Below are 19,219 nucleotides of genomic sequence, written 5' to 3'. Positions count from 1 at the left end.
AGTCGAGGACTCCGGCATCACCCGAGAGGGCGCTCGATCACCACTGCCAGCCGTCGAGCTGCCACTGCCAGCCGGCAGCCTTGGAGACGCTCTTGGCCTCGGCGGCCTCGGCCTGGGCGGCGCTGGCGCCGATGGATGCGACTGCCGCGAGCAGGACCGCGGAGACGACGATGCGAAGAGTGCGCATGGGCATGACCTTTCGTTGATCCGACCAGGGAAGCCGGAAGTGAAATCGTGCTCAGTCTCGCATGGTTTGAAGTTGTGCGACAATGAAACCGACAATTGATCTGTCGGCCGGAGCGCCACCTCATGGCCCCGGGTCACTGTTCATCCCCCGAGATCGAGGAGCTCCCATGAGCAAGCGCGCCCGCAAGCGCCGCTCGCGCAAGGGCAACAAGGCCAACCACGGCCGCAAGCCCAACGCCTGAGCACTGCGCAGCAGATGCCGAAGGGGCGACCACCAGTGAGGTGGTCGCCCCTTCGTCGTCCCCGGGCCCGCTCGTCGCGCGGGACCGGTGGGGGTCAGCCGTCGAGCTCGAGCCGGACCATCGTGATCCGCTGGACGATCTGGAACCTCAGCGAGTCCGGGCAGCCCTGCTCGTGCGCGTTGGACCGGCGCACCGCATCCTTGACCGCCCGGTCGAGGTCGTGCTCGTTCAGGCACGGGCCGCAGGCCTCGAGGTGCTCGGCGACCCGGGCCACGTCCGACGGCTGCATCTCGCCGTCGAGGTACTCGTAGATCCGGTGAAGCACCTCCGAGCACTCCGCATGCGACTCCCCGTGCGAGTTCGCACCGGAACCGGTCTGCTGGTGCATGTCGGTCATGACGAGGCCTCCTTGCCGAAGCCGCGCTCAGCGGCGTACTCGGTCAACATCTCGCGGAGCTGGCGCCGGCCGCGGTGGAGCCGGGACATCACGGTGCCGATCGGCGTCCCCATGATCTCGGCGATCTCCTTGTAGGCGAAGCCCTCGACATCGGCGAGGTAGACCGCCATCCGGAAGTCCTCGGGCAGGTCCTGCAGGGCCCGCTTGATCTCGGAGTCGGGCAGGTGGTCCAGCGCCTCCGCCTCGGCGGACTTCAGGCCCGAGCTCGTGTGCGACTCGGCCCGCACGAGCTGGTAGTCCTCGACGTCCGCGGCATCGGACTGCTGGGGCTCGCGCTGCTTCTTGCGGTAGGTGTTGATGTAGGTGTTGGTGAGGATGCGGTACATCCAGGCACGCAGGTTGGTGCCCGGCTTGTACTGGTGGAAGGCCGCGAACGCCTTCGCGTAGGTCTCCTGGAGGAGGTCCTCGGCGTCCGCGGGGTTGCGCGTCGTCCGCAGCGCCGCGGCATACAGCTGGTCGAGCAGGGGCAGCGCCTCGGTCTCGAAGCGCGCCTGCCGCTCGGCTGGGGTCTCGGTCGCGACGTCGACCGTCGTCTCATCGGAGGTCGTCTGTGGTGTCGTCATCGCACTCCACCCTAGACCCGTCTCCGCGGGGGACGTCGTGTGCAGCACGAGCACGGCAGACCTCTCTGACGTGAGGAAGCGCCACTGAGGTGGCACCCGGACGCTGTGGTCAACAGGCGTGGCTGCGTCGCCATTCCCCACCTGTAGCGTTTGCGCATGCCCACGACGCCCCGGTCCTCCTTCGTCGCCCTCCTCGAGGAGCAGGTGCGTCACGAGTTCACCGCGAGCCAGCAGTACATCGCGATCGCGGTCTGGTTCGACGACCTCGACCTGCCTCGGCTCGCCGAGCGCTTCTACGCCCAGAGCGTCGAGGAGCGCAACCACGCGATGATGATGGTCCGCTACATGCTCGACCGCGACTGGAGCGTCGAGATCCCGGGTGTGGACCCCGTCCGCAACACGTTCGCCAGGCCCGCCGAGCCGATCGCGCTCGCCTACGCCCAGGAGCAGGGGGTGACCGAGCAGTGCGAGGCCCTCTTCCGCGCGGCCCGGGCCGAGGGCGACGTCCTCAGCGAGCAGTTCATGCTCTGGTTCCTCAAGGAGCAGGTCGAGGAGGTCTCGTCGATGAAGACGCTCCTCACGATCACCGAGCGCGCCGGCGACGACTGGTTCCAGGTGGAGGAGCACCTCGCCCGCGAGCCGCAGGCCGAGCCCGACGACACCGCGGCACCGGTGGCCGCCGGCGGGGCACTCTGAGCGCTCGCTAACGGAGGGACTCGACGAACGCGCGGGCCGCGTCCACGAGCGGACCGGTGACCCTGATCGTGTGCTCACCCTTGACCGCGGTGACGTATGCCGGGTCGTCCAGCTCCGCACGCACCTCGCCGGGGGTGCCGAACGGGTCACGCTCGCCCTGGACGACGTGCAGCGGGATTGCGGACGCGACCGGGAGCCGCAGCTCGTCGGCCCGTGAAACCGCAGGCTTCCCGGGCGGATGGAGGGGGAACGACAGGCAGAGCACGCCGTCGGCCTCGAGGACCGCCGCGGTCCGGCAGGCCACCCGGGCACCGTTGCTCTTGCCCGAGAGGACGAGAGGGCCCGGAAGGCTGCCGCGCCCCGAACGCAGCGCCCGGACCACGGGCAGCCACGCCTCGTCCTGCGGGACCGGGCGCGGCGGCATACGACGCCCTGCGACACCCCAGGCCTGCTGGACGAACGCGACCGCCCAGCCGGCCTCGACGAGGCCGTCACGCACCGCGAGCAGGTCGGCGCCGGTGAGGCGACCGCTGGCACCGTGCGTCAGCACAACAGTGCCGCGGGCCCTGGCTGGCCGGCTGACGTGGGCGTGGGCGGGGCCGAGCGGTGTCTCGACCTCGACCAGCCCCGACCTCGCCGTCATGGGGTGCCGCCGAGGATCTCGCCCGTCATGGGGTCGACGACACCTCGCAGCTCGGACTCCGGAAGCGGGTCGAGCAGCTGGGGCCCGTTGGAGCGGTTGCTGCTCACCGCCCGCGAGACCGGGTATGCCGTGAAGCGCCCGGGCGGGCGTGGCGCCAGCAGCTGCGCGACGTGGCCGGGGTCGGTCAGCTCGGGGTCGAGCCAGTCCACCCACTGCTCGGGGTCGAGGACCAGCGGCTGGCGGTCGTGGATCCGGTCGAGTCCGGGCTCGGCCTCAGTGGTGAGGATGGTGAAGGTCGTGAGCCAGGCGGCAGGGTCGTCGTTGTCGGCCACCGCGGGGTCGCGCCAGAACTCGTAGAGGCCGGCGAAGGCGCAGCTGGCGCCGTCGTCTCGGCTCGTGAAGAAGGGCTGCTTCAGCGGCTTGCCCTTGGCATCGGTCGCGGTCGGGGAGGCCTGCCACTCGTACCAGCCGCGGGCCGGGACGAGGCAGCGTCGGCGCGCCGCCGCCTTGGCGTAGGCCGGTTTGTCGAGCACCGACTCGGCCCGCGCGTTGATCATCCGCACGCCGGCCTTGGGGTCCTTGGACCAGCTCGGGACGAGACCCCAGGTGAGGAGCCTGAGCTGACGGGTCGGCGGCACGTCGTCGGCTCCGCGCGGGGCGCGGGTCAGGACGACGGGTGCCTGCTTGGTCGGTGCCATGTTGTGGTCGGGCGTCCCGGGCGGGGGCGTCTGCGGGTTGACGAGGACGCTGCGCGTCGGCTCGCGGGTGAGGTCGTCGTCGACCTCGAACTCGAGGCTCAGCTCGTCAGGGTTGGCCGTGGCCGCGTAGCGCCCGCACATGCCCTCAATCTACGCAGCGACGCTGACACGCAATGACACGGAGGAGAGCTCACCAACTACGGTAGGGAGCAGGTCCACGATCCGTTCCGACCCCTGAGGAGGACCCATGTCGCTCGTGCGTCGTGTTGCCCGTCCCATGCTCGCTGCCATGTTCGTCGTGGGTGGGCTCGACCAGCTCAAGCACCCCGGAGCCAAGGCCAAGGCGGCCCGTCCCGTGCTCGACCAGGCCACGAAGGCCGGCCTGCCGGACGACCCCGAGATGCTCGTCCGCGCCAACGGAGTCGCGATGGTCGGCGGCGGCGCGCTGCTCGCCACCGGGCACCTCCCCCGCATCGCGTCGACGGTCCTGGCCGGCACCTTGGTGCCCACCACCCTTGCGGCACACCCGTTCTGGAACGAGTCCGACCCCCAGAAGCGGGCCCAGCAGAAGGTGCAGTTCCTCAAGAACCTCGGCCTGCTCGGCGGGCTCCTGCTCGCTGCTGTCGACACCGACGGCAGGCCGAGCCTGGCCTACCGCGCCCGGCGCGCCGGTGCGAGCGCCCAGCGCACGGTGCACACGACCAAGCGAGAGGCACGGCACGCCGCCAGGGCGGCCCGTCGCGAGGCACGACTGAAGGCGGCCCAGGCACAGAATGCCCTCACCTGACTGGACCTCCCCCACGGCCGAGGGACCGGTCGACGCCACCGTCGAGCTCCCCGGCAGCAAGTCCCTGACCAACCGCTTCCTCGTCCTCGCGGCCCGCGCGAGCGGGGTCTCACGCCTGCGGGCTCCGCTGCGCTCGCGCGACACCCTCCTCATGGCCGATGCCCTCCGGGCCCTCGGTGTCGGGGTCGAGGACGTGGACGGGGACGACTGGCTCGTGACGCCCGGTGCGGCGACGGGTGACACCGCCATCGACTGCGGCCTCGCCGGGACGGTGATGCGCTTCGTGCCTCCGCTCGCCGCCCTCACCGACGGAGCCGTGCACTTCGACGGCGACCCGCACGCCCGCACCCGTCCGATGGGCCCGGCCCTCGGGGCCCTTCGGGCACTCGGCGTCGGCGTGGACGACGACGGGCGGGGCACGCTGCCGTTCACCGTCCGTGGTGACGGCTCGGTCCGCGGCGGGTCGGTGACCCTCGACGCATCCGCCTCCTCGCAGTTCATCTCGGCACTTCTGCTGTCGGGGGCGCACTACGAGCAGGGTGTGACGATCTCGCACGACGGGCCGCCGGTCCCGAGCCAGCCGCACATCGAGATGACCGTCGAGGCCCTGCGTGACGCCGGCGCCGACGTCGACGACGGTGAGCCCGACACCTGGCGTGTCGAGCCGGGGCCGCTCAACCCGCTGGACGTCCAGGTCGAGCCCGACCTCTCCAACGCCGCGCCGTTCCTCGCCGCCGCCCTCGTGACCCGGGGCCGAGTCCGCGTCCCCGGCTGGCCGCAGCACACCACCCAGGCCGGTGACGACATCCGCGACATCCTCGACGAGATGGGCGCCGACGTCGTGCTGGCCCGCGACGGCCTCACCGTGAGCGCGCCCGACGGCTTCACCGGGGTGGACCTCGACCTCCACGACGCCAGCGAGCTGACGCCGGTCGTCGCAGCCCTCGCAGCCCTCGCGGACGGACCCACGATGATCCGCGGTGTCGCCCACATCCGGGGACACGAGACAGACCGCCTGGCTGCCCTCGCTCGAGAGCTCGGTGCCCTCGGCACCGAGGTCACCGAGACCGACGACGGTCTCCACATCGTCCCAAGACCCCTCTCCCCCAGTCGTTTCCACACCTACGGCGACCACCGGATGGTCATGGCCGGCGCCCTCCTCGGCCTCGCCGTCCCCGGACTCGTGCTCGAGGATCCCGGCACCGTGGGCAAGACCCTGCCGACCTTCACCCACCTGTGGTCGGCCATGCTCGGCGAGCCCGCAGCCCAGGGGCGCACCGCCTGATGGCCCGCTCGAGCAGCGACTACGACGAGTCCGACGTCCGGATCCGGCCGAACAAGCGAAACAGCCGCCCGCGGTCCAAGGACCGCCCCGCCCACCTCGACGCCATCCCCGCGATGGTGACGGGTGTCGACCGTGGCCGCTACCACGTCCTCGTCGCGGACGGACTCGCCGAGGAGCGGGTCGTCATCGCGATGCGCGCCCGCGAGCTCGGACGCAAGGGCATCGTCGTCGGTGATGACGTCGCGCTCGTGGGGGACGTCTCGGGCAGCCCCGACGCCCTCGCCCGGATCGTGCGGGTCGAGCCCCGTCGAACGTTGCTGCGCCGTACCGCTGACGACACCGACCCGGTCGAGCGTGTCATCGTCGCCAACGCCGACCAGCTCGTGGTCGTCTCGGCGCTGGCCAATCCCGAGCCCCGTCCGCGACTCATCGACCGCTGTCTCGTCGCTGCCTACGACGCCGGGATGTCACCGCTCCTTGCCCTCACCAAGGCCGACCTCGCGGACCCGGCGCCGTTCCTCGAGAACTACGCGCCCCTCGAGGTTCCGGCCGTCGTCACCGCCACCGCGGGGACCGACGGCACCGACGGCCTCGACGCCGTGCGTGACGCCCTCCGGGGCCGGGTCAGTGTGCTCGTCGGGCACTCAGGGGTGGGCAAGTCCACCCTCGTCAACGCCTTGGTGCCGGACGCCTACCGAGCGATCGGCGTCGTCAACGTCGTGACCGGGCGCGGACGGCATACGAGCACGTCGGCGGTGGCGCTGAGGCTCCCGGACGGCGACGGCTGGGTCATCGACACCCCCGGGATCCGGTCGTTCGGGCTCGCCCACGTCGAACCCCAGCGGATCATCACGCACTTCCCCGACCTCGAGGCGGGGACCGACGACTGCCCGCGCGGGTGCACCCACGACGAGGAGGAGTGCGCCCTGGACGCCTGGGTCGCGGGCGGGCACGCCGGTCCCGCAGGGGCCTCACGCCTGGAGTCCCTTCGGCGGCTGCTGCGCGCGCGCACGCCCGAGAAGGGCGACTGAGGCCGGCGCGCAGCAGCCCGCAGGACGACGCGAGGGCCCGGACGGATTGCTCCGTCCGGGCCCTCGTCGTTCGCGCAGTCGAGCGAGCGACCGTGCGGGTCAGACCCGCGGGTCCCGCTTCTCGGTCGGCTCGTCGTCGATGAGGCGGTGGATGTCGGCCGGACGGTCCAGCGGACCCTCGGTCTCGCCCACGACGTGCGAGCGGTTGGCCACACTGGAGGCATCCGCCGGCAGGAGGCTGTCCTCGCCCTCGGCGAACGCGTCGAGGTCGACGACGTCGGTGCTGGCGAACCGCTCGTCGGGCTGGACGTCGCTCACGTCGACCGTCTCGACGATGACGCGGGGCTCGGCGAAGAGGCAGGCCGAGCGATGCTGCGAGACACCGTCGGGGCGGTCGATGAGCTCGGGGTCGTCGACACTGCAGCGGTCCTGGGCCTTGAAGCACCGCGTGTGGAAGCGGCAGCCCGACGGCGGGTTGGCCGGTGACGGCACGTCGCCGCTGAGGACGATCTGCTCACGCTTGCCACGCATGAGCGGGTCCGGGACGGGGACCGCGGACAGCAGCGCCTGCGTGTAGGGGTGCGTCGGCCGCTGGTAGATCTCCTCCTCGGTGCCGAGCTCGACCATGCGCCCGAGGTACATGACTCCGACGCGGTCGGAGATGTGCCGGACGACCGAGAGGTCGTGGGCGATGAAGATGTAGGAGAGTCCGAGCTCGTCCTGCAGCTTCTCCATGAGATTGATGACCTGAGCCTGCACCGAGACGTCCAGTGCCGAGACCGGCTCGTCGCAGATGAGCACCTTGGGCCGCAGGGCGATGCCGCGGGCGATGCCGATGCGCTGGCGCTGGCCACCGGAGAACTGGTGCGGGTAGCGGTTGATGTGCTCCGGGTTGAGGCCCACCAGCTCGAGGAGCTCCTGGACCGCCTTCTTGCGACCACCCCTGGGCACCACGTCGGAGTGGATCTCGAAGGGCTCCCCGATGATGTCGCCGACCGTCTTGCGCGGGTTGAGCGAGGTGTAGGGGTCCTGGAACACGATCTGGATGTCGCGACGCAGCTTGCGCATCGCCGACCCGCCCTGCGAGAACATGTCGACTCCGTCGAAGTTCACCGTGCCGGAGGTCGGCTCCTCGAGGCGCATGAGCACGCGTCCGAGGGTCGACTTGCCACAGCCGGACTCACCGACGATGCCGAGGGTCTCACCCCGCTGGAGCTCGAACGAGACCCCGTCGACGGCCTTGACGTGACCGGTCGTGGTGCGCAGCACCCCACCCTTGATGGGGTAGTGCTTGTAGAGGTTGTCGGCCTTGAGAATGACGTCAGCCATTGAGGACCTCCTCGGCGAAGTGGCAGGCAGAGTCCTGGTTGGCGACGTGCCGCAGGGCGGGCTCGTCGGTACGGCAGATGTCCTGGGCCATCCGGCAGCGCGGGTTGAAGGCGCAGCCCGGCGGGATCCGGGTGAGGTTCGGCGGCAGTCCGCCGATGGCGGCCAGCGTCTGGCCCTTCTGGTCGAGCCGCGGGATCGACTCCAGCAGACCGCGGGTGTAGGGGTGCGCGGGACGGGCGTAGAGGTCCTCGATCCCCGCCTGCGCGACGATGCGGCCGGCATACATCACCGACGCCCGGTCGGCGACGTCCGCGACGACCCCGAGGTCGTGGGTGATGAGGATGAGGCCCATCTGACGCTCCTCCTGGAGCTCAGCGAGCAGGGCCATGATCTGTGCCTGGACGGTGACGTCGAGGGCGGTGGTCGGCTCGTCGGCGATGAGGACCGCCGGGTCGAGCGCGATCGCCATGGCGATCATGATGCGCTGGCGCATACCGCCGGAGAACTGGTGCGGGTAGTTCTTCACCCGCTCCTTGGCTCCGGGAATGGCGACGCGCTCCATGAGGCGAACGGCCTGGGCGTAGGCGTCGGACTTGTTCATGCCCCGGTGCTGCCGGAACATCTCACCGATCTGCCAGCCGACCGGGAAGGTCGGGTTGAGCGAGCTCAGCGCGTCCTGGAAGATCATCGAGATCTCCGGGCCCCGCGCCTTGCGCCGCTGCTCCTCGGGCATGGTGAGGAGGTCCTGGCCGCAGTAGCGGATGGCCCCCGACGGGATGACCGCGGGCGGCATGTCGAGGATGCCCATGATCGCCTGCGCGGTCACCGACTTGCCGGAACCCGACTCACCCAGGATCGCGAGGGTCTCGCCCTGGTGCAGGTTGAAGGACACGCCGTTGATCGCCTTGGCGATGCCCTCGGCGGTGTGGAACTCGACGTAGAGGTCGTCGACCTCGAGCAGGGTGCCGTCGGCGTCGGGCTTGTAGTCCGACGCAGGCGCCACTGACTTGGTGGTGGTGGTGGTCACGTGTGGCTCCTCCTGCTCATCGAGACTTCGGGTCGAAGGCGTCACGCACGGCATCGCCGAGCAGGATGAACGCCAGGACCGCGAGGCTGAGGAACAGACTGGGGAAGAGAAGGATGTGCGGGTACGTGCGGACGGCCACGAGGGCGTCGCTGATCGCGACACCCCACGAGATCGCCGGCGGGGTCAGGCCGATGCCGAGGAAGGACAGGGTCGCCTCCGCCACGATGAACGCGCCGAGGTTGATCGTGGACACGACGATCGCCGGGGCCAGGGCGTTGGGCAGGATGTGCGACCGGATGATCCGCCACGGGCTGGCGCCCAGGGCGCGCGCGGCGAGGACGTACTCGTTCGGCATGACCTGCAGGACGCTCGACCGCATGAGCCGCGCGATCGAGGGCCATCCGAAGATCGTCAGGGTGAGCACGACCTTGCCGACGATGACGAGATAGGGCGTGTCAGCACCGTTGGGGAAGCTCGCCATGAAGAGGATGCCGCCGAGGAGCAGTGGGATGGCGAAGAAGATGTCGGTGATGCGCGACACCACTGCGTCGAGCCACCCGCCGTAGAAGCCGGCGACGACACCGATGACGCCACCCACGAGCAGTGTCGCAGCGGACGCGCAGATGCCCACGATGACCGACGCGCGGGCTCCGTAGATCGTGCGGGCGAAGATGTCGTAGCCCTGGGTGTCGGTTCCGAAAAAGGCGTCTGCGCTGGGCTTCGCACGGACGTTGTTGATGTCGCCGAAGGCGGGGTCGGTCTGTGTGAACAACGAGGGCCAGATCGCCATGAGCACGAAGAGCGCGATGAGGGTGACCGAGATCCAGAACATGGCGTTCTTGCGCAGCGATCGCCACGCGTCCTGACCCAGCGAGCGGGCCTCGCCGATGTCGTCGGTGGCTGCGGGAGTGAGACCGGCAGCGAGGGACTCAGTCATGGCTGATCCTCGGGTCGAGCACGCCGTAGAGCAGGTCGACGAGCAGGTTGACGAGCAGGTAGACGACGACGAGCACCGTCACCGTGGACACGACGGCCACGCCGTCACGGGAGTTGATGCCCTTCCAGATGTAGCCGCCGACACCCTGGATGTTGAAGATGCGCTCGGTCACGATGGCCCCCCCGAGGAGGCTGCCGAAGTCGGCACCGATGTAGGTCACCACGGGGATGAGCGAGTTGCGCAGCGTGTGCACACCCACGGCGCGGCGCTTGGTCAGGCCCTTGGCCACCGCAGTCCGCACGTAGTCAGCCCGGAGGTTCTCGACAAGGTTGGTCCTCGTGAGCCGCGCGACGTAGGCGATGGAGAGCGAGCCGAGCACGAACGCCGGCAGCACGAGCGACCAGGTCGAGGCCTCGAGGCTCGGGACCGTGGCAGGGAAGAGCCCCCACTTGATGCCGAACTGGTACTGGAGGAGGACACCGATGACGAAGACCGGGATCGAGATGACGAACAGCGTGCTCACCGTCACGAGGTTGTCGATGAACTTACCCTTGCGCACCCCTGCGAGGGTGCCGGCGAGGATGCCGATGACGATCTCGAAGCCGATCGCCATCAGGGCGAGGCGTCCGGTGATCGTGTAGCGCTTGGCGAGGTCCTCCTTGACGGGGATCCCGTAGTAGTTCGTCCCGAGGTCGCCCTGGACGAACTTGCCGAGGTACTTGCCGTACTGCACGGGCAGCGGGTCGTTGAGGTTGTGCTCCTCGCGGAACTTCGCGACGTACTCGGGCGAGCAGGGGCGCTCGCCACACTTGCCGGCGGTCGGGTCTCCGGGCAGGGCGAAGACCATGGCGAAGATGATGAAGGTTGCTCCCAGAACCACCGGGATCATCTGCAGCAGTCGCCTGACGATGTACTTGCCCATGTCACCTCCTGGGTCACAGTCGGCCCAGTCCGCGGTGGCGGAGGGGCACGGCGAGACGGCGTGCGCTCATCTCAAGAAGTTTGGTATGGCCTTGTGAGCCAGCCAGGACTGCAACATACCTGACGCACCGTGGCGCAAAGGTCGGGCGCAGCTCTGGTGGGGGCGCGGTGGCCCCATGGGGGGAATGTACCCCCGGCATGCTGTCGGCCTGCCGGCGAGTGCCGGCAGGCCGACAGCCTGCTGATGTCGGGTCAGGTGCTCACCCGACGCGCTGGGGTCACTTCAGCGAGATGCTCGCGTAGTCCGGCACACCGAACGGCGTGACCTTGACGTTGGTGACCTTGTCCGACCAACCCATGGTGGTCGTGGAGTACCACAGCGGGATGGTCGCCATGTCCTCGGCGAGGAACGCCTCGGCCTCCTGGTAGAGCTTGTTCGACTCGGCAGCGTCGGTGGCCGCAGCGGCCTCCTTGAGCTTGGCGTCGAACTCCGGGCGGGAGTAGTCACCGTCGTTGGACGAGGCGCCCGTGCCGTAGAGCGGCGCGAGGAAGTTCTCGATCGACGGGTAGTCCATCTGCCAACCGGTGCGGAACATGCCCTTCATCTTCCGGTCGTGGATCTGGGTCCGGAAGGTGGAGAAGTCGACCACCGGGGTGGCGACACAGTCGACGCTGAGAGCCTGCTTGATGCTGTTGCAGGTGGCCTCGGTCCACTCCTTGTGCGATCCGTCCGCGTTGTAGGAGAGGGTGATCTTGCCGCCCTTGAAGCCACCCGCCTTGGCGAGCTGCTCCTTGGCCTTCGCCGGGTCGTACTTGCAGAACTCGCCACAGACGTCGGCCTTGTAGCCGTCGACGACCGGGGAGACCCAGCCGGTGGCGGGCTCACGCGTGCCGTTGAAGATGGCCTTGATGATGGCCTCACGGTTGATCGCCATCGAGATGGCCTTGCGGACCTCGGGACCGTAGTTCGGGTCCACCTTGGCCGGGGCCGTGGTGATCGTCTGGATGACGCCGACCGGCTTCTGGAGGTTGCGGTCCGGAAGGTCGGTCTTGTACTTGTCGTCGATCTGGGCGCTGGCCGGGACCTCGTCGGTCACGTCGAGCTGGTTCGCCTGGACGTCGGCGTAGGCCGCGTTGCTGTCCTGGTAGATCTTGAACGTGATGTTGTCGAGGTTGCCCTTCTTGGCGCCGCTGTAGTCGGCGAACTTGGAGAGCTTGATCTCGGCGTTCTTGGTCCAGGCGTCGACCTTGTAGGGGCCGGCAGCGATCGGCTTGTCGCCGAAGGTCTTCGGGTCAGCGAAGAAAGCGTCGGGCTGCGGCGCGAAGGCGGTGTAGCCGAGACGGACGGGGAGGTTCGAGACCTTCTCGGTCGTCTTGATCGTGAACGTGGTGTCGTCGACGACCTTGAGACCGGTCATCTCCTTGGCCTTGGGCTCGGGAGCCTTCTGGGGGCCCTCCTCGCCGTCCGGGTCCTCGGACTGCAGGTCGCCGTAGCCCTCGATCGGCTCGAAGAAGTAGGAGCCGAGCTGGGCGTTGGGGCCGTAAGCGGTGTAGTTCCAGGCGTCGACGAAGTTCTTCGCCTTGACGACGGTGCCGTCGTGGAACTTGTAGTCGGCCTTGAGCTTGACCGTGAAGTTCTGGTTGTCCGAGGTCTCGATCGACTCAGCGATGTCGTTCTCGGGGGCAGCCGTGTCGACGTTGTACTTGACGAGCTTGGCCGTCACGACGTCGAGAACGTTGCCACCACAGGTCTCGGACGTGTTGCCCGCGATCAGGGGGTTCTCGGGGTTGCAGCCACGGACCATGATGGCGCCGCCGGTCTTGGCCGCGGTGTCGGTCGTGTCGCCGCCCTCTTCGCTGCCGCCGCCACAACCTGCGAGCAGCAGTGCTGCCGCCGAGATACCGGCAACGGCCACCGTGCGAGTGGTTCCTCGCATGGATGTCCTCCTACGTGTCGATCCGTCCCAGGGAAAGTGAACGGACATCAGTGAGAGCCGAACCCGGTCGGGTGGCCCCAGCGTGCCCTGAAGGCGCGCGGTCCCCATGTAAGACCAGATCGGCGACGCGCGGGAGAGGCGTGACCGACACGAGACCCGATTGTGACCGTTGTGAGGGGCTACGGTGACGGGCGTGCCGACCTACGACGACGACCTGCGACTTGCCCACGTCCTCGCGGACGCCGTGGAGCGAGTGACGGTCTCCCGCTTCCGCGCCGAGGACCTCCACGTGGAGTCCAAGCCCGACCTCACCCTCGTCAGTGACGCCGACCGGAGCGCCGAGGAGCTCGTGCGCTCACAGCTCAAGCGCACCCGCCCGCGCGACGCGGTGATCGGTGAGGAGATGGACCCCACGGGCCACGGGCCACGTCAGTGGGTCATCGACCCGATCGACGGCACCCACAACTTCGTGCGCGGCGTCCCGGTGTGGGCCACCCTCATCGGGCTCATCGACGCGGGCCGGCCCGTGCTGGGCCTGGTGGCGGCTCCCGCGCTGAACCGGCGGTGGTGGGCCGCGGTGGGCAGCGGCGCCTGGGCCGGGCGCAGCCTGACCTCGGCGCGCCGCATCTCGGTCTCGAACGTCTCCCGGATCGGCGACGCCTCCCTCTCCTACAGCTCGATGACGTCGTGGGAGTCGGTCGGCCGGCAGGAGGCCATGATCGACCTGGCCCGCGACTGCTGGCGCGAACGGGCCTACGGCGACTTCTGGTCGTACATGCTCCTGGCCGAGGGCGCCGTCGACATCGCGGCCGAGCCGGAGCTCAACCTGCACGACATGGTGGCGCTCGCGCCGATCGTCACCGAGGCCGGTGGACGGTTCACCTCACTCAAGGGCGAGGAGGGTCCCTTCGGCGGCAACGCCGTGGCCACCAACGGCCACCTGCACGACGACGTGCTCGCGCGAATCGGCCTCTGACGAACCGCGCTCAGCTCGCGACGACCGTGACCGGACCCAGGCCCAGTGCCTCGATGCCCTCGCGCAGGCTCGTGGCGTCGCCGACGACGACGATGACCCACTCCCCCGTGGCGACGTGCGCGTATGCCGCGCTGAGACGAGCGTCGTCGAGCTCGCGCATGGCAGCGAGCGTGGTCGTCTGGAAGTCGAGCGGCAGGCCCTCGATCGCCAGTGCGGACGCCTCGTCCGCGACCGCGTCGGCGGTCGCGTAGCGCCCCGGAGCGGTCTGGACGACGTAGTCGACCCCGGCGCGGATCTCGCTGTCGGAGAACCCTTCTCGTGCCTTGTCGAGGATGTCGACGAGGAGCCTCAGGGCGTCAACGGTGGCGTCGGCCCGGACCGAGCCGGCCGTGATGAACGAGCCGCCCCTGGCCCGGGGACGGAAGGCTGCCCGGATGCCGTAGGTGTAGCCCTTGTCCTCACGCAGGACGGCGTCGACGCGGGCACTCGGCGACCCTCCGATGATGAAGCTGAGGACCGGGTAGGGCGCCCAGCCCGTCTCGACCGACCGGTCGGGGCCCGGCACCGCGACCGACAGCTCGCTCTGGACCGACCCCGGCCGGTCGACGAGGACGACTCGAGCCCCTCCACCGGCAGGCACCGGCGGTCGCGCCGGCGTCGCGGGCTCGTGGTCCGGGTTGACCCACTCCCCCAGACCCGCCTCGACCACGGCAGCCACGTCGACGTCACCGAGGTCGCCCGCGACGACGAGCGTCGCACCGCGAGGACCGACGTGAGCCCGATGGAACGCCACGATGTCGGCGCGAGTCATGGCGGCTACGGTCGCCGGGGTGCCGGCCGCCGGCCTCGAGGCGCGTTCGGTCGGGGCCCATAGAGTGGCGGTGAGCTCGCGCGCCGCGCGGTGCGGGGCCGACGCCCTCTCCTGCTCGATCTCGGCGAGGCGGCTGCGCAGGATCCGGCGGACCTCGTCCTCGGGGAAGGCCGGCTCGGCCAGCGCCTGACGGAGCAGCGCGAGGGCCTGGGGCACGAACCGCTGCGGCACGTCGACGTCGACGCTGAGCGCGCCGTCGGTCACCGAGGCCCCGAGCGCCATGCCGGTGCGTTCCATCAGCTCGGCGAACTCCTCGCTCGAGTGGTGGAGCGTGCCCTCGTCGAGCAGGCGCGCGGTCATCGCCGCCACGCCTTCCAGCTCCGGCGGCTCGTCGGTGAGCGAGAGCGGGACGACGAGGCGCAGCGAGATGACGTACTGGCCGGGGACGGCATACGAGAGAAGGCGTATGCCGTTGGTGGTCACCGACTCGTCGGGCAGGGGGAAGGCCCACGGCTCCGGTGGGGCGACCTCGGGTCGGGGCACGGCCACGGTGCTCATGCGACCTCCTCGGTCTCGATCTCGGAGCGGTAGGCGACGACGGCCCGGCTCTCGGGGCGCAACCAGGTGGCCGCGGCCACCCGGACCTGCTCGGGCGTGACGGCCCGCAGCCGGTCGAGGTGGGTGTTGACGAGGTTCGGGTCGCCGTGGAGCGCGGCGTAGTGCGAGAGCGCGTCGGCGCGCTCCTCCTGGCTCGCGAGCATCGAGAGCCAGGCCCGCTCGGCCTGGGCGAGGGCTGCATCCATCTCGGCCTCCGTCGGGCCCTCGACCGCGAACCGCTCGAGCTCCTCGACGAGGGCCGTCTCGACGGCATCCGTGTCGGCCTCGTCGCCGATGTCGAGGACGAAGAAGCCGAGCGAGACGCCGTCCACGAAGCCCCACGACGTGGCGTGGGCCCCGAGCGCCGTCTGCTCCTTGCGGACGAGACGGCGGACCAGACGCGAGGACGCCAGGCCACCGAGAGCGTCGAGGGCCAGGCTCGCGGCGTTGAACTCCTCGGTCTCGTCGACGGGCAGCCGGAACGCGACGTGCAGCCGGTCGTTGGGGACGTCCTCGCGGCGCTCGACGCGCACCGGCTCCGACAGGGGCGGGAGTGCGTCGACCGGACCGCGTCGCGGCTCCGCGTTGGACTCGATCGAGCCGAAATAGCGCTCCAGGAGGGCGAATCCGTCCTCCGGCGTGACGTCACCGCAGAGCGTGAGGACGGTGTTGTCCGGGGCGTAGTGGCGCCGGAAGAACGCATGGACGTCGTCGAGGCTCGCGGCGTCGAGGTCCTCCATCGAGCCGATCGTGGGGTGGTGGTAGGGGTGCCCCTCGGGGAACGTGGCCGCGTAGACGTCGATGAGCGCGTTGCCGTAGGGCTGGTTGTCGTAGCGCTGGCGCTTCTCCTCCTTGACGACGTCCCGCTGGTTGTCGAGGTTGGCCTGGCTCACTGCGTCGAGGAGGTGGCCGTGGCGGTCGGCCTCCAGCCACAGCGCCAGCTCGAGGGCGCCCTTGGGCACGGTCTCGAAGTAGTTCGTGCGGTCGAACCACGTCGTGGCATTGAGCCGCCCGCCCTGCCCCATGAGCGCCTCGAAGTGCTCACCGCTGGCGACGTTGCGCGACCCCTGGAACATGAGGTGCTCGAAGAGGTGCGCGAACCCCGTCCGCCCCGGCGCCTCGTGGCGGCTGCCGACACCCACCCAGATGTTGACGGTGACGTTGGGGACGCTGGGGTCCGGTGAGACGACGACACGCAGCCCGTTGTCCAGGGTGCGCTCGTGGACCGGGTAGTCGAGCGGCATGCCGCCACCCTACGTGCCCGCGTCGTGACCGGCCGTCGGTCGGAGGGGGCGTGCGGGATCAGACGGCGCGCTCGGCCTCCGCGGCGTCGTCGGTCCGGACCGCAGGGGCAGGGGCGTGGTCGGAGTCCACGACGGGGAGCTTCGGCAGGTCCTCGGGGTCGAGCTTGCGGATGATGTTGCGGGCGAGGATCTGCTGCGCCGTCACCGTCCGCTCGGAGCGGCCGCGGCCGATGAAGCTCACCATCCAGTGCAGGAGGGTCGTGATCCGCTGCTTGAAGCCGATGAGGTAGACGATGTGGATGGCCAGCCACAGCACCCACGCGAGGAAGCCGGAGAACCGGAGCTTGCCGACGCTCGCCACGGCGCTGAACCGCGAGATCGTGGCCATCGACCCCTTGTCGAAGTACGCGAACTTCTCGGGCGCGGGCTTGCCGTCCAGCCGGGCCTTGAGGTGCTTGGCGGCGTAGCGCGCACCCTGGATGGCGACCTGGGCGACCCCCGGGAGGTTGTCGAGCGCCGCCATGTCGCCGACGACGTAGACGTCGGGGCGGCCCGGCAGGGTGAGGTCGGGGTTGACCTTGACGCGGCCGGCGCGGTCGAGCTCGGCATCGGACTGGGCGGCGAGCATCGCACCCAGCTCGGAGCCCTGGACGCCGGCGGCCCACACCTTGGTGGCCGCTTCGATCCGGTCGCGGGTGCCGTCGGCCTTCTCGATGTCGATGCCCGTCGAGTCCACGCCGACGACCTTGGTGCCGAGCTCGACCTCGACGCCCATCTTGGTGAGCCGGTCCTTGGCGGCTCCACCGAGCCGCTCGCCGAAGGAGGGCAGCACCTTGGGCGCGGCGTCGAGCAGCACGATCCTGGCCTGACGGGTGTCGATCGCACGGAAGTCCCTCTTGAGGGTGCGGTGGGCCAGCTCGGCGATCTGCCCGGCCATCTCGACGCCGGTGGGACCGGCACCGACGACGACGAAGGTGAGGTAGCGGTCGCGCTCGGCCGGCGCGGTGGCGAGCTCGGCCCACTCGAACGAACCGAAGATGCGCCCGCGCAGCTCGAGGGCGTCGTCGATGCTCTTCATGCCCGGGGCGTACTCGGCGAAGTGGTCGTTGCCGAAGTAGGACTGGCCGGCTCCCGCCGCGACGAGCAGGGTGTCGAAGGGCGTGACGGTCTGGCGTCCGAGCACCTCGCTCGTCACCGTCTTGGCCGTGAGGTCGATGCCGATGACCGTCCCGAGGATGACGCGGGCGTTCTTCTGGCCCGCGAGGATCTCACGGGTGCTCGGCGAGATGCCGCCCTCGGAGAGGATGCCCGTTGCCACCTGGTAGAGCAGCGGCTGGAAGAGGTGGTGGGTCGTCTTGGCCACGAGCGTGATCTCGACGTCCTTGCGGCGACGCAGCGCCTGCGTGCCGAAAAGGCCACCGAACCCCGAGCCGATGACGACGACGCGGTGCGCTGCCATGCTGTGCCTCCTGGAGACAGGCCGGGTGACCACCACCCGGTCGGAAACTGACAAACGGCGGGCCGTCTGGGACGACCCGCCGTTGTCGGTTGGTAGCGGGGGCAGGATTTGAACCTGCGACCTCCGGGTTATGAGCCCGGCGAGCTACCGAGCTGCTCCACCCCGCGTCGAGTGAGGACCTTGCGGCCGCTCGGTGATCCCTAGGTTACGGGACTCCGTCGCGAGGACCAAATCCGGTGCCACACACACTCTCGGGGTGTCCGGTGAGGCCTGCCGGGCCGCCCTCGGCAGCCTTCGGCGGTGCGACGATGGCCCGCATGTGGAGACTCGCCGGGCGACGCCGGACAGGCCCGACCGCGCGCCCACCCACGCTCGACTTCGGCGTCCGGGACCTGCTGCGGCTCAACCCGGTGCCGCCGGGATCGCACCGCATCGCCCTCAGGGCCGGGATCAGTGTCGCGGTCCCGCTGCTCACCGTGGTCGCGCTCGGTCGCACCCCGTGGGCGGTGTACGCCGCCTTCGGCGCGTTCACCTCGCTCTACGGTCGCAACCACGTCCACCTCCCACGGGCGGTGATGCAGGCCACCGCCGCCGTCGGGCTGGTCACCTGCGTCGCTCTGGGAGCGCTGCTGGCGGCTGGGTCGGCCGGTCCCTGGGTCCTCGTGCTGGCGGCCGTCGGGGTCGCAGGGCTGGGGTCCGTCGCGTCGACGGTGCTCGACTGGCACCCCTCAGGACCGCTGTTCCTCATCTTCGCGCTGGGAACGGTGTCGGCGACGGACGCCGCGTGGTCGGACGTCCCGGTCGCCATCTTCGTGAGTGCGGCGAGCGCCGCATTCGCGCTCGCCGTGGGCAGCATCGGCGCCGTGGTGGCACGGACCCCCTCTCGGCCGCGACCGAGGCTGGCCTCCCCGAGGAGCCCGGACCCCCTCCGCTACATGCTCGCCGTCGCGGTGGCAGGCGCCGTCGCCACGGCCGCCGGCCTGGGTCACCCCTGGTGGGCCATGGTCGCTGCTGCGGCCCCTCTCAGCGTCCGGGGGCGGTCCCACCAGGCGTTGCGTGCGGGACACCGCATCGCGGGCACCCTGCTCGGGCTGCTCACGAGCATCCCGCTGCTGCTGCTCGAGCTCGACCCGGTGCCCCTCGTCCTCGTCGTCGTGGTGCTCCAGGTCGTCACCGAGCTCCTCGTCGGCCGCAACTACGGCCTGGCACTGCTGTTCATCACTCCCATGGCGCTGCTCATGGGGCAGCTCGGCACCGCGCATTCCTCGCCGGACCTCCTCCTCGACCGGGGGGTCGAGACGCTCATCGGTGCCGCCGCGGCGGTGCTGCTGCTCGCGGTCGAGAACCGCCGCGCCCACCAGTGGTGAGCGCGGCAGCTCCGGGACGTCGGACC

General features: G+C 70.1%; 20 protein-coding genes and 1 tRNA gene. 7 read left to right on the top strand and 14 right to left on the bottom strand.

Annotation, left to right across the window (positions count from 1 at the left end; all coding sequences use genetic code 11):
* Positions 1 to 37: 37 nt before the first annotated feature.
* A complete protein-coding gene (locus LL946_RS13205; protein ID WP_404381357.1) occupies positions 38 to 187 on the bottom strand; it encodes a hypothetical protein in 150 nt (49 codons plus the stop codon).
* 166 nt (positions 188 to 353) lie between these two features.
* Between LL946_RS13205 and LL946_RS13200 the strand changes: the two genes are divergently transcribed.
* Positions 354 to 428 carry a 50S ribosomal protein bL37 gene (locus tag LL946_RS13200; protein WP_009775747.1) on the top strand — a complete coding sequence of 25 codons (75 nt, stop codon included), beginning with the start codon at positions 354 to 356 and terminating at the stop codon, positions 426 to 428.
* 94 nt (positions 429 to 522) lie between these two features.
* On the opposite strand, the gene rsrA is transcribed toward LL946_RS13200, so the two are convergent.
* Complete coding sequence (rsrA, locus tag LL946_RS13195; RefSeq protein ID WP_404381355.1) at positions 523 to 825, bottom strand: mycothiol system anti-sigma-R factor; 303 nt, start codon at positions 823 to 825, stop codon at positions 523 to 525.
* Entirely contained in the window at positions 822 to 1,448 is a 627-nt protein-coding gene (locus tag LL946_RS13190) for a sigma-70 family RNA polymerase sigma factor (protein ID WP_404381353.1), read from the bottom strand. Before LL946_RS13190 ends, rsrA begins: the two co-directional genes overlap by 4 nt.
* Before the next feature lie 156 nt (positions 1,449 to 1,604).
* Here LL946_RS13190 and LL946_RS13185 point away from each other — a divergent pair, with 156 nt between their 5' ends.
* Positions 1,605 to 2,144, top strand: coding sequence for a ferritin (locus LL946_RS13185; RefSeq protein ID WP_404381351.1), 540 nt, complete (start codon positions 1,605 to 1,607; stop codon positions 2,142 to 2,144).
* A 7-nt stretch (positions 2,145 to 2,151) separates the two neighbouring features.
* Here the strand turns inward: LL946_RS13185 and LL946_RS13180 are convergent, their stop codons facing one another.
* Positions 2,152 to 2,787, bottom strand: a complete 636-nt coding sequence (locus LL946_RS13180; RefSeq protein ID WP_404381349.1) for an alpha/beta family hydrolase — start codon at positions 2,785 to 2,787, stop codon at positions 2,152 to 2,154.
* Positions 2,784 to 3,626 (bottom strand): SOS response-associated peptidase, encoded by an 843-nt coding sequence (locus tag LL946_RS13175; protein ID WP_404381347.1) that lies wholly within the window; start codon positions 3,624 to 3,626, stop codon positions 2,784 to 2,786. The genes LL946_RS13180 and LL946_RS13175 overlap by 4 nt, the downstream gene beginning before the upstream one ends.
* 106 nt (positions 3,627 to 3,732) lie before the next feature.
* On the opposite strand from LL946_RS13175, the gene LL946_RS13170 reads away from it, so the two are divergent.
* The 3 genes from LL946_RS13170 to rsgA are packed head-to-tail and all read left to right on the top strand — an operon-like array spanning position 3,733 to position 6,588.
* A complete protein-coding gene (locus tag LL946_RS13170) occupies positions 3,733 to 4,272 on the top strand; it encodes a DoxX family protein (protein ID WP_404381345.1) in 540 nt (179 codons plus the stop codon).
* Positions 4,259 to 5,557: a 3-phosphoshikimate 1-carboxyvinyltransferase gene (gene aroA / locus LL946_RS13165; protein ID WP_404381343.1), complete on the top strand. Its 1,299-nt coding sequence runs from the start codon at positions 4,259 to 4,261 to the stop codon at positions 5,555 to 5,557. Before LL946_RS13170 ends, aroA begins: the two co-directional genes overlap by 14 nt.
* On the top strand, positions 5,557 to 6,588 hold the full coding sequence (rsgA, locus tag LL946_RS13160; RefSeq protein ID WP_404381341.1) for a ribosome small subunit-dependent GTPase A: 1,032 nt from the start codon (positions 5,557 to 5,559) through the stop codon (positions 6,586 to 6,588). The genes aroA and rsgA overlap by 1 nt, the downstream gene beginning before the upstream one ends.
* Positions 6,589 to 6,687: 99 nt before the next feature.
* Here the strand turns inward: rsgA and LL946_RS13155 are convergent, their stop codons facing one another.
* The 5 genes from LL946_RS13155 to LL946_RS13135 all read right to left on the bottom strand — a co-directional run bounded on the left by LL946_RS13155 (position 6,688) and on the right by LL946_RS13135 (position 12,739).
* Positions 6,688 to 7,917, bottom strand: coding sequence for an ABC transporter ATP-binding protein (locus LL946_RS13155; RefSeq protein WP_404381339.1), 1,230 nt, complete (start codon positions 7,915 to 7,917; stop codon positions 6,688 to 6,690).
* Complete coding sequence (locus LL946_RS13150) at positions 7,910 to 8,944, bottom strand: ABC transporter ATP-binding protein (protein WP_404381337.1); 1,035 nt, start codon at positions 8,942 to 8,944, stop codon at positions 7,910 to 7,912. The genes LL946_RS13155 and LL946_RS13150 overlap by 8 nt, the downstream gene beginning before the upstream one ends.
* A gap of 16 nt (positions 8,945 to 8,960) precedes the next feature.
* The gene (locus LL946_RS13145) at positions 8,961 to 9,881 is read right to left on the bottom strand and encodes an ABC transporter permease (protein ID WP_404381335.1); all 921 of its coding nucleotides are present in this window, start codon (positions 9,879 to 9,881) and stop codon (positions 8,961 to 8,963) included.
* On the bottom strand, positions 9,874 to 10,803 hold the full coding sequence (locus tag LL946_RS13140) for an ABC transporter permease (RefSeq protein WP_404381333.1): 930 nt from the start codon (positions 10,801 to 10,803) through the stop codon (positions 9,874 to 9,876). Before LL946_RS13140 ends, LL946_RS13145 begins: the two co-directional genes overlap by 8 nt.
* A gap of 277 nt (positions 10,804 to 11,080) precedes the next feature.
* Positions 11,081 to 12,739, bottom strand: a complete 1,659-nt coding sequence (locus LL946_RS13135; RefSeq protein WP_404381331.1) for an ABC transporter substrate-binding protein — start codon at positions 12,737 to 12,739, stop codon at positions 11,081 to 11,083.
* A gap of 193 nt (positions 12,740 to 12,932) precedes the next feature.
* Here LL946_RS13135 and hisN point away from each other — a divergent pair, with 193 nt between their 5' ends.
* Positions 12,933 to 13,715 (top strand): histidinol-phosphatase, encoded by a 783-nt coding sequence (hisN, locus tag LL946_RS13130; RefSeq protein WP_404381329.1) that lies wholly within the window; start codon positions 12,933 to 12,935, stop codon positions 13,713 to 13,715.
* A gap of 10 nt (positions 13,716 to 13,725) precedes the next feature.
* On the opposite strand, the gene LL946_RS13125 is transcribed toward hisN, so the two are convergent.
* The 4 genes from LL946_RS13125 to LL946_RS13110 all read right to left on the bottom strand — a co-directional run bounded on the left by LL946_RS13125 (position 13,726) and on the right by LL946_RS13110 (position 17,993).
* Positions 13,726 to 15,084: a M16 family metallopeptidase gene (locus LL946_RS13125; RefSeq protein ID WP_404381327.1), complete on the bottom strand. Its 1,359-nt coding sequence runs from the start codon at positions 15,082 to 15,084 to the stop codon at positions 13,726 to 13,728.
* Positions 15,081 to 16,367 carry a M16 family metallopeptidase gene (locus tag LL946_RS13120; protein ID WP_404381326.1) on the bottom strand — a complete coding sequence of 429 codons (1,287 nt, stop codon included), beginning with the start codon at positions 16,365 to 16,367 and terminating at the stop codon, positions 15,081 to 15,083. Before LL946_RS13120 ends, LL946_RS13125 begins: the two co-directional genes overlap by 4 nt.
* 58 nt (positions 16,368 to 16,425) lie before the next feature.
* Positions 16,426 to 17,826 carry an NAD(P)/FAD-dependent oxidoreductase gene (locus LL946_RS13115; protein ID WP_404381324.1) on the bottom strand — a complete coding sequence of 467 codons (1,401 nt, stop codon included), beginning with the start codon at positions 17,824 to 17,826 and terminating at the stop codon, positions 16,426 to 16,428.
* 90 nt (positions 17,827 to 17,916) lie between these two features.
* Positions 17,917 to 17,993: transfer RNA gene (locus LL946_RS13110), tRNA-Met, on the bottom strand.
* Positions 17,994 to 18,143: 150 nt separating this feature from the next.
* On the opposite strand from LL946_RS13110, the gene LL946_RS13105 reads away from it, so the two are divergent.
* Complete coding sequence (locus LL946_RS13105; protein ID WP_404381322.1) at positions 18,144 to 19,193, top strand: FUSC family protein; 1,050 nt, start codon at positions 18,144 to 18,146, stop codon at positions 19,191 to 19,193.
* The last annotated feature ends 26 nt before the right edge of the window (positions 19,194 to 19,219 follow it).

Source organism: Knoellia locipacati (assembly GCF_044791685.1).
Lineage (GTDB): Bacteria > Actinomycetota > Actinomycetes > Actinomycetales > Dermatophilaceae > Knoellia > Knoellia locipacati_A.
The sequence above is the reverse complement of the archived record's forward strand: the minus strand, read 5'-3'. Positions and strand labels throughout refer to the sequence as shown.